This is a genomic window from Streptomyces griseorubiginosus (genome assembly GCF_017614965.1).
GTDB lineage: Bacteria > Actinomycetota > Actinomycetes > Streptomycetales > Streptomycetaceae > Streptomyces > Streptomyces griseorubiginosus_B.
In genome coordinates this window covers 1-12,422 of record NZ_WVUG01000264.1, presented here as the reverse complement: position 1 = coordinate 12,422, position 12,422 = coordinate 1, and the positions used below count along the sequence as shown (strand labels likewise).

Genomic DNA, 12,422 nt, shown 5'->3' with positions numbered 1-12,422 from the left:
CGCCCCGGACCGCGCCCCCGCTCACGGACACCCGCAGCGTCCCGGGCCCGCCGGGCGTCAGACTCGCCCGCCATACGGACCCGTCGGGCATGGCCCGGAAGGTCGGATCCCCGGGCCCGCGCCGCAGCACCCCCAGCACCAGCCCCAGTTCCAGCGGCCCGGCGGGCACCACGGTCCGCACCCGGCCGGGCGCCGCGGCCTGCCGGGGTATCCCCGCAGACACACCGACCTGCCCACCTCGCACGGTCGTACGAGTGGGCCGGGGAGAGAAGCGTCCTGCCACGGCTGGGTTCCTGGATGTCGGGGACGTCCCGCGAGACCAGCGGGACGTCCTCAGAGACTAGGGGGTACGGGCGCGAGATCACCGCACCTCGACGAAGCTCCCCACGTCCCGCTCGCCGCGCGCCCACGGCTCCTCGGCCGGATGCCCCACGGCCACCGCCCCCATGGGATCCCACTCCTCAGGCAACCCCAGGACCTCCCGCACCACGTCCCGGCAGAACATGGTCGACGACACCCACGCCGAGCCCAGCCGCTCACCGGCCAGTCCGACCAGGAAGTTCTGCACGCCGGCGCCCATCGCGACGACGAACATCTCTCGCTCCGCCCCGTCGCGCCGCGGGTCCCCGTACGTGTGCGACCCGTCCGTCACCAGACACGGCACCACCAGGCAGGGCGCGTTGCGCAGCACGTCCCCCCGGCGCACCCGCTTGGCGATCGACTCCTCGCTCTTGCCGTCGCGCCGCAGGTCGGCGATCCACGCGTCCCGCATCGCCTCCAGCAGCCGGGTCCGCGACTCCTGCGACTCCAGCAGCACGAACCGCCACGGCGTGGTGTGATGCGGCGCGGGCGCGGTGACCGCCAGGGCCACGGCCCGCCGCACCGCACCGGGGTCGACGGGCTCGTCCGTGAAGGCCCGTACGGTACGGCGCTGGGTCACCGCCTCCCGTACCGCCTCGGAGGTCCCCAGCCGGAACATGTCGTCGCGCGCCCCGCGCACCATGGCCCGCGCCCCTTCCCCGTGGTCCTGTGCGACCACGTGCGCCAGCCCGCGCACCACGGCGACGGGCCGCCCGGCGGCCTTGCCCTTGACCAGGTCACCGGCGGCGGCGAGCTCGTCCGCGGTGGCCACGACGGTCGCGCTCAGCGGATTGCCGTACGCGTCCGTGCCCCCGCGCAGATCGTCCAGCACGCGCACCCCGGCGGCGCCGATCGCGACGTCCGTGAGCCCCGCGCGCCAGGGCCGGCCGAAGGTGTCGGTCACCACGACGCCCACGTCGACGCCGAGGGCCGCGCGCAGTCCGTCGCGGATCGCGCGCGCGGACGCGTCCGGGTCCTCGGGCAGCAACAGGACCGTGCCGGCCGGGGTGTTGGAGGCGTCGACGCCGGCCGCCGCCATGACCAGCCCCTGCCGGTTCTCGACGATCCGCAGCGCTCCGCGCCGGGCCACGACCCGCACGGTCTCGGCGTCGATGGCGGCCTCCCGGTCCGCGGCGGCGACGATCCGCCCCTCCGCCTTGGACACGATCTTCGAGGTGACGAGCAGGACGTCCCCGTCGGCCAGCCCCGGCTCGGCGGCGGCGATCAGCTTGGCGACGTCGTCCCCGGGCTGCACCTCGGGCAGCCCGGGCACCGCCCAGACCGTGTAGCCGTCGGACGGCGTCGCGCTCACGAGGCCCGCACCTCCTCCGCCAGCTCCAGCGCCTCCCGGGCCATCCGCGCGGTCGCCTCCAGGTCGGTCATCATCAGCGGCACGGCCCGGCACCGGATCCCGGCGGCCTCGACGCGCTCCACGGCGCCCGCGTCCACGGTGTCGACGAGCCAGCCGTCCAGCAGCCCCGAGCCGTAGTGCTCGGCGACCGCCGCGGCCGTCGACTCCACGCCCACCGCCGCGAGCACCTTGTCGGCCATGCCACGCACGGGCGCGTCCCCGACAATGGGGGACAGGCCCACCACCGGCACTCCGGCCTCCGCGATCGCCTCCCTCATGCCCGGCACCGCGAGGATCGTGCCCACCGACACGACCGGGTTCGACGGCGGGAAGAGGATGACGTCCGCCTCCGCGATCGCCTCCAGCACCCCCGGCGCCGGCTTCGCCTGCTCGGCCCCGACCGGTACGACCGCCTCGGCCGGCACGGAGGCCCGCAGCCGCACCCAGTACTCCTGGAAGTGCACGGCCTTGCGCTCGCCGTCGACCTCGACGGCGACATGCGTCTCGACGCGGTCGTCGGTCATGGGGATCAGCCGTACGCCCGGCTGCCACCGGTCGCACAGCGCCTCCGTCACCGCGCTCAGCGGATAGCCGGCGCCCAGCATCTGGGTCCGCACGATGTGCGTGGCGAAGTCCCGGTCGCCGAGACCGAACCACTCCGGGCCCACACCGTAGGCCGCGAGCTCCTCCTTGAGGTGGAAGGTCTCCTCGGCCCGCCCCCACCCCTGCTCCTCGTTGATGCCGCCGCCGAGCGTGTACATCACCGTGTCGAGGTCCGGGCAGACCTTCAGCCCGAAGAGGTGGATGTCGTCCCCGGTGTTGCCGATGACCGTGACGTCAGCGTCCGGCACGGCCCGCTTCAGACCGCGCAGGAACCGGGCACCACCGATGCCGCCTGCCAGAACCACAATGCGCATGGGGCCAAGTCTTGCAGGCGGGTACGACAAAGCGTCAGGCAGTCACCGGACGCGCCTCGCACGCGGCACTCGTGTGCATCGGCATCTCGGTCAGGCCCGGGTAGTAGACGTGCAGACTGACCGCGGGCTCCAGGGCGTCGTTGACGACCTCGTGCACGTACCCCGGCGCGAACACCCGCTGCGCCCCGGCCGCCAGCGCGCGCGTGCCGCGTCCGGTGCGCTCGGTCAGCGTGCCCTCCAGGACCGTGAGCACCCCGGAGGAGCGCCCGTGGTCGTGCGGCCCGCTGCCCTGTCCCGGAACCCAGGACAGCAGCCACACCTCGTAGCCGGGCCCGGTGCGCAGCCGGTGGTACCAGCGCGTCGTGGCGTCGTACTCGACGAGGTGCTCCCACTGGGCGCGGTCGGCGGCGATGGCGCGGGCCAGGCCCACGAACTCGGCCACGGTGGCCGGGTGCTCGCGCGGCGGCTGCAGCAGGTGGGTGACTTCGAGGATGTCGCCGGCGATCTGGAGGTCGTTGTCGCTGTTCATAAGGGGTGCTGTGGTTCCTCAGTGAAAGAAGGTCAGAGGGAACGGGTGATGAGAAAACGCCGACCGGGTCGCGGGGGACTCGGTCACAGCCGGAGCGAGACGTGGCTCAACAGCTGGAACAGCAACAACAGCTACAGCGCGCGCGGGCAGCACCGTGGGACCCGGCGGAGCCGGTCGAGGTGAGTGCCAAGTTCGCGAGCATGCCCACAAGGCAATCGGTTCACACCTCGACTGTCAACTCGACGCCCGGTATGTGGGACCGGTTTCACCTCATCCGGTTCATCTGAGAGGTGAAAGGTTTGTGCTGGCGTCCTCGGGGACACATGGCGCACAACCGGGCGCACAAGCCTCGTTGTGATCCCGTGATCCGACTGTGATCCGGCTTGCTTCGGGATGCGCGTGGAACGAGATCGAACATCCGGGCGTCCTTCCCCGTACAAGGCTCTGTACGGGCCGTAGGCCCTCGGGGGCCTCGTCTGCATGTCAAGGTTTATGCCGATTTGAACACTTTCCGCATGGCCTTGGTTCCGCAGAGTGAATAAGGGGCCCAATAGCAGATCTCGGCTTGACTCGCCCGGAGCAGCACACTTGTAATTTCACTCGTGTCGTTCAGCCGGAATCGGTAACGGCTACATCACGGGGACGCGAAAGACGGACGAGGGGCGCACATGACCGAGCTGGTGCAGCAACTGCTGGTCGACGACGCGGACGAGGAACTCGGCTGGCAGGAGCGCGCGCTGTGCGCCCAGACCGACCCCGAGTCCTTCTTCCCCGAGAAGGGCGGCTCGACCCGGGAGGCCAAGAAGGTCTGCCTCGCCTGTGAGGTCCGCTCCGAGTGCCTCGAGTACGCCCTCGCCAACGACGAGCGCTTCGGCATCTGGGGCGGCCTGTCCGAACGGGAGCGACGCCGCCTGAAGAAGGCGGCCGTCTGAGCGGACGGCCCCCACTCCCCACACAACCGAACGGCCCGTCGCAGGTGGGTTATCCACAGGCGGCGGGCCGCCCCTGTGCCCAGCCGATAGTGTGGTCGCTCGTCCGAGACGCCTCGCTGCCCCCACCGGGCACAGACGTCCACCGCAGTCCAGCGAACCGGGGCCCGTACCTCGATGTCCGTGCACAGCCACACGGCAGCCCAACACGACGCTGCCACGCCTGAGTTCCCGCGTCACGTGGTGACCGCGGTGCTCGTCTCCCACGACGGCGCCCGCTGGCTGCCCGACGCGCTCGCCGGTCTGCTCGGCCAGGAGCGGCCCGTCCAGTTCGCCATGGCCGCCGACACCGGCAGCGCCGACGACTCCGCCCAGCTGGTCACCGAGGCCCTCGGCGCCGACCGGGTGCTGCACCTCGCCCGCCGCACCGGCTTCGGCCAGGCCGTCGAGGAGGCGGCCCGGACCGCCCCCGTGCTCACCCCGGACGAACTGCCCTATCTGAAGCGGCCCAGCGGCTGGGACCCGGTCACCCGTACCTGGCGCGACGACGCCTACGACATGCCGGAGCTGCCGCACGGCGAGCCGGTCCAGTGGCTGTGGCTGCTGCACGACGACAGCGCCCCCGACCCCGACGCCCTGGCCCAGCTGCTGCGCGTCGTGGAGAACGAACTGGAGCTCGGCCGCGACGACGTGGCCGTCGTCGGCCCCAAGCTCCGCGGCTGGTACGACAAGCGCCAGCTGCTCGAGGTCGGCGTCTCCATCGCCAACTCCGGCCGCCGCTGGACCGGCCTGGACCGCCGAGAGCAGGACCAGGGCCAGCACGACCACGTCCGGTCCGTGCTGTCGGTGTCCACCGCCGGCATGCTGATCCGGCGCGACGTCTTCGAACAGCTCGGCGGCTTCGACAAACGGCTGCCACTGATGCGCGACGACGTCGACCTGTGCTGGCGCGCCACCGCCGCCGGCCACCGCGTCCTCGTCGCCCCCGAGGCGGTCGTACGGCACGCCGAGGCCGCCTCCCGCGAGCGCCGCACCGTCGACTGCGTGGGCCGCAGCGCCGCCTCCCCGCACATGGTCGACAAGGCGGGCGCCGCCTACACCCTCCTCGTCAACGCGCGTACGGCCGCGCTGCCCTGGGTGCTGCTGCGCCTGGTGCTCGGCACGCTCGTGCGTACCGTCGCCTATCTCGTCGGCAAGGTCCCCGGACAGGCCCTCGACGAGATCCGCGGCCTGCTCGGCACACTCCTGCGGCCCGAGCGGATCATCGCCGGCCGGCGCAGGCGCGGCCAGCCGCAGATCGACAAGGGCGAGCTGCGCGCGCTGTTCCCGCCGCCCGGCGCCACCGTGCGGGCCACCGTCGAGCAGGTCGCCGGCGACCTCTTCGGCAGCTCCGACCCCGACGCCACCTCCGGCGCGGGACGGCACGGCGGCGGGATCGAGTCCGGGCCCGGCGGCGACGACGCCGACTTCCTGGAGATCGAGCAGTTCGCCCGCCTCAAGCGCATCGCCCGCGCGCCCGGCCCGATGCTCTTCCTGGTCCTGCTGTTCGTCTCCCTGATCGCCTGCCGCGACCTGCTCGCGAGCGGCGCGCTCTCCGGAGGTGCCCTGCTGCCCGCGCCGGGCGACTCCGGTGAGCTGTGGTCGCGCTACCTCGACGCCTGGCACGCTGTGGGCGCCGGCGGCACCCCGTCCGCGCCGCCGTACCTGGCGATCGTGGCGACGCTGTCCTCCGTGCTGTTCGGCTCGACCGGACTCGCCGTCACGGTCCTGCTGGTCTGCTCGGTGCCGCTGGCAGGCTTCACCGCCTACTTCGCCTCCCGTCCGCTCATCGAGTCGCGGCTGCTGCGCGCGTGGGCGGCCGTCGTCTACGCCTTCCTGCCCGCCGCCACCGGCGCCCTCGCCGGCGGCCGCATCGGCACCGCCGTACTCGCCGTCCTGCTGCCGCTCATCGCCCGCGCGGGCGTGGCGGCGAGCGGCCTGGCGAACACCTCGGGAACGCGCGGCAGTTGGCGCGCCACCTGGGCGTACGCGCTGCTGCTGACGATCACCACCGCCTTCACGCCGATCGTGTGGCCGATCGCCCTGATCCTGGGCGTCGCGGTCCTGGCCGTGCGCCGCAACGACATCACCGCCCACGGCCTGCGCTTCCTGGCCCAGCTCGGCACGCCCCTGCTGGTCCTCGCCCCCTGGTCGCTGACCCTGCTGCCGTCCGGCTTCTTCAAGGAGGCCGGCCTGGACTACGGCCCCTCGGCCGCCTCCGCCCTCGACCTGCTCGGCGCGAGCCCCGGCGGCCCGGGCACGGTCAGCGGACTGATGCTGATCGGCATCGTGCTGGCCGCGCTGGCCGCCCTGCTGCGCTCGGAGCGCCAGTCCGGCATCTGGGCGGCCTGGGTGGTCGCCCTGGTGGGCCTGGTCTTCGCCGTCCTGTCCAACGACTCGACCTGGGCGGGACCCGCGACCCTCGTCTACGGCCTCGCCCTGCTGAGCGCCGCCGCCCTCGGCGCCGACGGGGCCCGCGCGCGGGTGGCCGAGCAGAGCTTCGGCTGGCGCCAGCCGGTGGCCGCGCTGATCGCCTTCGCCTCGCTCGCCGGCCCGCTGCTGATCGCCGGCGGCTGGATGCTCCGCGGCGCCGACGGCCCCGTCGAACGGCGCGACCCCACCCAGGTGCCCGCGTTCGTCGCCGAGGAGAGCGGCACCCGCGACCAGGCACGCACGCTCGTCCTCGACAGCGACTCCACCGCGCGCGTCGGCTACACCCTGGTCCGCGGCTCCGGCGCCCGCATGGGCGACGCCGAGACGGCCGCGGCCGACGGCGAGAACGCCCAGCTCGACAAGGTCGTCGCCAACCTGGTCGCCGGCTCCGGCGCCGACCAGGCCGACCAGCTCGGCAAGTTCGCCGTGCGCTACGTCCTCGTCCACAAGGGCGCACCCCGCGAGATCACCCGCGTCCTGGACGCCACCCCGGGACTGTCCCGGCTGAGCCAGCAGGGCGGCAGCGCGCTGTGGCGGGTCGACCAGGAGGTCGCGCGCGCCACCATCGTCTCCGGCACCGGCGCCCCGCAGCCCGTCGCCGCCGGACCCGTCGACATCCACACCACGGTCCCGGCCGGCCCCGACGGCCGCGTCCTGCGCCTGGCCGACACCGCCGCCGAGGGCTGGACGGCCACCCTCGACGGCAAGCCGCTCACCCGCACCACGGTCGACGGCTGGGCCCAGGGCTTCCAGCTCCCCGCCTCCGGCGGCCGCCTCGACGTCACCTACGACGCCCCGTTCACCCACACCGCCTGGCTGTGGGCCCAGGGCGCCCTCGCCGTCGTCCTCGTCGTCCTCGCCCTGCCCGGCAGGCGCCGCGACGTCGACGACGACCTCCCCGAGGAGCCGTCGATCCCCGCCCAGGCCGTCTCCGGCGAGGGCCGCCGCGCCCGCCGCCTGCGCGCCCAGGCCGAGACCGAGGCCGAGGAAGCCGACCAGAGCGAGGAGTTCCCGTCTCCTCCGCAGGAGGAGACCCCGGTCGCCGTTCCGCAGCAGCAGGTCTACGACGAGTGGGACCCCGCGACCTACGCGGGCGCCCAGTACGGCGACTACGCCGAGCAGCAGCAATACCAGGGCGCCCAGCAGTACCCGGCGGGCTACGACCAGACCTACCAGGCGGACCCGTACCAGAGCGGCCAGTACGACCCGTACGGCTACGGCGGCCAGACCCAGGGGACGTACGACCAGACCGCCTACGACCCGACGTACCAGCAGGGTTACGACCCCGCGTACGACCCGGCGCAGCAGCACCCGCACGCCCCTGAGCGCCCCGACGGGAGTCAGCAGTGAACCGCACCACCCTGTCCCTGATCGCCGGGACCGCCGCGCTCGCCGCCGTCACGGGCTTCGCGTCGCTGTCCGCGCCGGGCGCCTCCGGCACGGACACCGCCAGGGCGGCCGCCGAACTGCCCGTGGAGCGCACCTCACTGCTGTGCCCGGCGCCCAGCACCTCCGACCTCGCCGAGACCTCGTACACGTCCTTCACCCCCGTCACCAAGGGCACGGGAAGCGACGGCAAGGCCGCGTTCCAGGCCGCCACCGGGCAGTCGGCCGACGGGACCGGCGGCACCGGCAAGACGGACGGCAAGAACGGCGACAAGAAGGGCGGCAAGGGCGGCAAGAAGAAGACCGGCGCGCCGACCCTCACCCCCAAGGAGCCGGGCACTCCGGTCACGACCGACGCCTCCGGTTCGGACACTCCCGGTCTGATCGGGACGGCCGAGGGGAAGTTCGCGCCCGGCTGGACGGTCCAGGAGACCACCGAGGTCGCCGCGGGCAACGGGCGCGGCCTGCAGGGCGTCAACTGCACCGCTCCCGACACCGAGTTCTGGTTCCCCGGCGCCAGCACCGCCACCGGGCGCACAGACTACGTGCACCTGACCAACCCCGACGACTCCGCCGCCGTCGTGGACATCGAGCTCTACGGCAAGGACGGCGACCTCAAGTCCACGGTGGGGGAGGGCATCACGGTCCCGCCGCACGCCAGCGAGCCGATCCTGCTGTCCACGCTCACCGACGAGAAGCAGACGGACCTCACCGTCCACGTGAACGTCCGCAGCGGCCGGCTGGGCGCCGCCGTGCAGGCGCTGGACGACAAGGCCGGCGGGGACTGGCTGGCCGCCGCCGGCGACCCCGCGGGCAGCCTCGTCCTGCCGGGCATCCCCAAGGACGCCACATCCGTGCGCCTGATCGCCTTCACGCCCGGCGACGCGGACGCCGACCTGAAGGTGCGTCTCGCCTCCCCGAGCGGTTCGATCACCCCGGCGGGAAACGAGACGCTGCACGTCAAGGCGGGCATGACGACCGCCGCCGACCTCGGTGACGTCACCCGCGGCGAGGCGGGCTCCCTGATCCTCACGCCCACCGGCCAGTCCGTGCCGGTCGTCGCCGCGCTGAAGGTCGTACGGGGCAAGGGCGCCAAGCAGGAGACGGCGTTCATCCCGGCCACCGCGCCGGTCGGCACGCGCGCGACGTCCGCCGACAACAGCGGCAAGGGCACCACCCTGTCCATCACCGCGCCCACCCGCACCGCGCAGGTGAAGGTCACCGCATCGGCGGGCAGCGACGGCGGTACGGCGGTCTCGAAGACGTACACGATCAAGGCCGGAACCACCCAGGACGTCGACGCCCCGGTCCCGAGCGGTCTGAAGGGCACGTACGCGCTGACGGTCGAGCCCGTGTCCGGCGGGCCCGTGTACGCCGCGCGCACCCTGGCGGCGACGGAAGGGGGCGTGCTGGGCTTCACCGTGCAGACGCTGCCCGACGACCGCGGGACGGTCGCCGTACCGGAGACGGACCAGGACCTGTCGGTGCTGCAGAAGTAGGCGGGCGGCGGGGGTCAGTCCTCGCCGTAGCGCGGGTCGACCGTCTCGGGGGTCAGCCCCAGGATCTCGGCGACCTGCTCGACGACGACCTCGTGCACCAGGGCGGCCCGCTCGTCCCGGCCCTTCGTGCGGATCTCCACCGGCCGCCGGTAGACCACCACGCGCGCGGGACGTCCCTCGCGCGCGGCGATCGTGCCGCCCAGGGGCACCGCCTCGTCGTTCCAGCTCTGCCCGGGGCCGTCCAGACGCGGCACCTCGAGGACGAGGAAGTCGATGTCGGCGAGCTGGGGCCAGCGTCGCTCCAGGCGCTCCACCGAGTCCTGCACCAGATCCGCGAACGCGTCGGCGCGGCTCGCGGCGAGCGGCACCTGGGGCGGTGCGATCGGCCCGCGCATGCCGCGGCCGTGGCGGTCACGACGACGGGGCCCGGGGGCAGCGGCCCGGGGCGTTACGGGGTTGTCCATCACCGGTGAAGCGTAGTCCCCGCGCGGACCGGCCGCCCGACCCCACGCGGCATACCGGACGGTCCCGGGGGCCTGGTAAGCCCTGTCTCAGGATGACCATTCCAGCCAAGGTTGGGCTCGATTCCGTATCTCTCCGAGACCGTCGATGTCGAGGCAAATGACGGTGTTTGTACGGAGTGTTGATCGTACGAGGGGTCGGTCGATGCCCTGTGAACGGATGTCCCCGCAGGTCAGCGCGGGGTGCCGGAAGGGGTGTGTGGGGCGATTCACAGCACGACACGGTGGGGTGACCTGGGGGAGAGTCGTCGCGGCCCGCTCAAGAGTGCGGTACCGTCCAACGTCGTGAGCCCTGTACGTCGCTGTTCGCGAACCGCCTGCGGCCGACCCGCCGTCGCGACGCTGACGTACGTCTACGCCGACTCGACCGCGGTCCTCGGCCCGCTCGCCACCTACGCCGAACCCCACTGCTACGACCTGTGCGCCGAGCACTCCGAGCGCCTCACCGCCCCACGCGGCTGGGAGGTCGTCCGCCTCCTCGACGGCTCCGCCCCGGCCCGCCCCAGCGGCGACGACCTGGAAGCGCTTGCCAACGCGGTGCGCGAGGCGGCCCGTCCGCAGGAGCGGGCGGCCCAGGCGGGCGGCGGCGGGGCCCGCTCGGCGGACCCCATGGAGGTCGCGCGCCGCGGCCACCTGCGGGTACTGCGCTCCCCGGACAACTGACCGACTCCCGGGGCAACTTCCCCTTCGGACTCCCCAGGTCCTCCTCCGGTTTCCCCCTCCGATTTCTTCCTCCGGACGTCACCCCGCCCGCGCCCTGTGCCCTTACCCGGCTCTGACCCGAGCCAACGGCTCGGATTGCGCTACGCGACGACCGGACGGCACCCGGTCTTCCGGTACGGGTAGTTTGTGGGCGACCGATAGGACTTCAGGAGGGTTGGCCGTGGCTGCTGATCTGTCGCAGATCGTGAAGGCGTATGACGTACGCGGAGTGGTACCGGACCAGTGGGACGAGACACTGGCCGAGCTCTTCGGCGCCGCCTTCGTCCGCGTCACCGGGGCGGACGCGATCGTGACCGGCCACGACATGCGCCCGTCCTCGCCGGGCCTGTCACGCGCCTTCGCGCGCGGCGCGGCGGCCCAGGGCGCCGACGTCACCGAGATCGGCCTCTGCTCGACGGACCAGCTGTACTACGCCTCGGGTGCGCTCGGCCTGCCGGGCGCGATGTTCACGGCCTCGCACAACCCGGCCCAGTACAACGGCATCAAGATGTGCCGGGCGGGCGCGGCACCGGTGGGCCAGGACACGGGCCTGGCCCAGATCCGCGAACTGGCGGAGGAGTGGACCGAGTCGGGCGCGCCGGAACCGGCCGCGTCACCGGGAACCATCACACAGCGTGACACGTTGACGGACTACGCGGCCCACCTCCGCTCCCTCGTGGACCTGACCTCCATCCGTCCCCTGAAGGTCGTGGTCGACGCGGGCAACGGCATGGGGGGCCACACCGTGCCCACGGTGTTCGAGGGCCTGCCCCTGACCCTCGTCCCGATGTACTTCGAACTCGACGGCACCTTCCCCAACCACGAGGCCAACCCGCTCGACCCGGCCAACCTCGTCGACCTGCAGCAGCGCGTGCGCGAGGAGTCCGCCGACCTCGGCATCGCCTTCGACGGCGACGCGGACCGCTGCTTCGTGGTCGACGAGCACGGCGACCCGGTCTCCCCGTCCGCGATCACGGCGCTGGTGGCCGCGCGGGAACTGGAGAGGAACGGCGGCAAGGGCGTGATCATCCACAACCTGATCACGTCGTGGTCGGTCCCCGAGGTGGTCAGGGAGCACGGCGGCACCCCGGTCCGCACCCGGGTCGGCCACTCCTTCATCAAGGCCGAGATGGCTTCGTCGGGCGCGATCTTCGGCGGCGAACACTCCGCGCACTACTACTTCAAGGACTTCTGGAACGCCGACACGGGCATGCTGGCGGCCCTGCACGTCCTCGCGGCCCTGGGTGGCCAGTCCGGCCCCCTGTCCTCGCTCGTGGCCGCATACGACCGCTACGTGGGCTCCGGCGAGATCAACTCCACGGTGGCCGACCAGAAGTCCCGCCTGGCGGCGATCCGATCGACGTACGGCGCCCGCGAGGACGTCACCCTCGACGAACTCGACGGCCTCACCGTCACCTCCACCGACTGGTGGTTCAATGTCCGCCCCTCCAACACGGAACCGCTGCTGCGGCTGAACACGGAGGCGAGGGACGAGGCGACGATGACCAAGGTGCGGGACGAGGTACTGGCGATCATCAGAGCCTGATCCGGCCTTCTCCGGCTGACCTGGGTGACCCGGCTTGTCCAGCGCATGACGTCGGTCGCACCGCTCGGCCCGTCGAGCGCTTGACGCCGGTCGGCATCATTCAGCCCGTCCGGCGTTTGAGGACGGGGCCCGAAGGGCCGATCGGGGTCCGGGGCGGAGCCCTGGCGGGGTTGAAGGGGCGGCAGTCCCTGGGGATGGGACGGGTAGGGG

The 12,422-nt window shown here is 72.9% G+C and carries 9 protein-coding genes and 1 pseudogene; 5 read left to right on the top strand and 5 right to left on the bottom strand.

Annotation, left to right across the window (positions count from 1 at the left end; genetic code table 11):
- The 4 genes and pseudogenes from GRC12_RS33960 to GRC12_RS33945 form a co-directional block, all read right to left on the bottom strand.
- Positions 1 to 283 (bottom strand): annotated as a pseudogene (locus tag GRC12_RS33960) (DNA-3-methyladenine glycosylase 2 family protein); the annotation flags it as partial.
- A 78-nt stretch (positions 284 to 361) separates the two neighbouring features.
- On the bottom strand, positions 362 to 1,672 hold the full coding sequence (locus GRC12_RS33955) for a coenzyme F420-0:L-glutamate ligase (RefSeq protein ID WP_208783653.1): 1,311 nt from the start codon (positions 1,670 to 1,672) through the stop codon (positions 362 to 364).
- Entirely contained in the window at positions 1,669 to 2,628 is a 960-nt protein-coding gene (cofD, locus tag GRC12_RS33950; RefSeq protein WP_208783650.1) for a 2-phospho-L-lactate transferase, read from the bottom strand. The genes GRC12_RS33955 and cofD overlap by 4 nt, the downstream gene beginning before the upstream one ends.
- Before the next feature lie 34 nt (positions 2,629 to 2,662).
- Complete coding sequence (locus GRC12_RS33945; protein ID WP_208783648.1) at positions 2,663 to 3,157, bottom strand: cysteine dioxygenase; 495 nt, start codon at positions 3,155 to 3,157, stop codon at positions 2,663 to 2,665.
- A gap of 668 nt (positions 3,158 to 3,825) precedes the next feature.
- On the opposite strand from GRC12_RS33945, the gene GRC12_RS33940 reads away from it, so the two are divergent.
- The 3 genes from GRC12_RS33940 (at position 3,826) to GRC12_RS33930 (ending at position 9,443) form a co-directional block, all read left to right on the top strand.
- Positions 3,826 to 4,089 carry a WhiB family transcriptional regulator gene (locus GRC12_RS33940; RefSeq protein WP_003975777.1) on the top strand — a complete coding sequence of 88 codons (264 nt, stop codon included), beginning with the start codon at positions 3,826 to 3,828 and terminating at the stop codon, positions 4,087 to 4,089.
- Between the two features lie 174 nt (positions 4,090 to 4,263).
- Positions 4,264 to 7,908, top strand: a complete 3,645-nt coding sequence (locus GRC12_RS33935) for a glycosyltransferase family 2 protein (RefSeq protein WP_208783646.1) — start codon at positions 4,264 to 4,266, stop codon at positions 7,906 to 7,908.
- Positions 7,905 to 9,443 carry a DUF5719 family protein gene (locus GRC12_RS33930; protein WP_208783644.1) on the top strand — a complete coding sequence of 513 codons (1,539 nt, stop codon included), beginning with the start codon at positions 7,905 to 7,907 and terminating at the stop codon, positions 9,441 to 9,443. Before GRC12_RS33935 ends, GRC12_RS33930 begins: the two co-directional genes overlap by 4 nt.
- A 14-nt stretch (positions 9,444 to 9,457) precedes the next feature.
- Here the strand turns inward: GRC12_RS33930 and GRC12_RS33925 are convergent, their stop codons facing one another.
- Positions 9,458 to 9,907 carry a metallopeptidase family protein gene (locus tag GRC12_RS33925; RefSeq protein ID WP_133046030.1) on the bottom strand — a complete coding sequence of 150 codons (450 nt, stop codon included), beginning with the start codon at positions 9,905 to 9,907 and terminating at the stop codon, positions 9,458 to 9,460.
- A gap of 342 nt (positions 9,908 to 10,249) precedes the next feature.
- On the opposite strand from GRC12_RS33925, the gene GRC12_RS33920 reads away from it, so the two are divergent.
- Together GRC12_RS33920 and GRC12_RS33915 are read left to right on the top strand one after the other, a co-directional pair.
- Positions 10,250 to 10,627, top strand: coding sequence for a DUF3499 domain-containing protein (locus GRC12_RS33920; RefSeq protein WP_308286699.1), 378 nt, complete (start codon positions 10,250 to 10,252; stop codon positions 10,625 to 10,627).
- A 220-nt stretch (positions 10,628 to 10,847) separates the two neighbouring features.
- The gene (locus tag GRC12_RS33915) at positions 10,848 to 12,212 is read left to right on the top strand and encodes a phosphomannomutase/phosphoglucomutase (protein ID WP_208783642.1); all 1,365 of its coding nucleotides are present in this window, start codon (positions 10,848 to 10,850) and stop codon (positions 12,210 to 12,212) included.
- Positions 12,213 to 12,422: the final 210 nt, after the last annotated feature.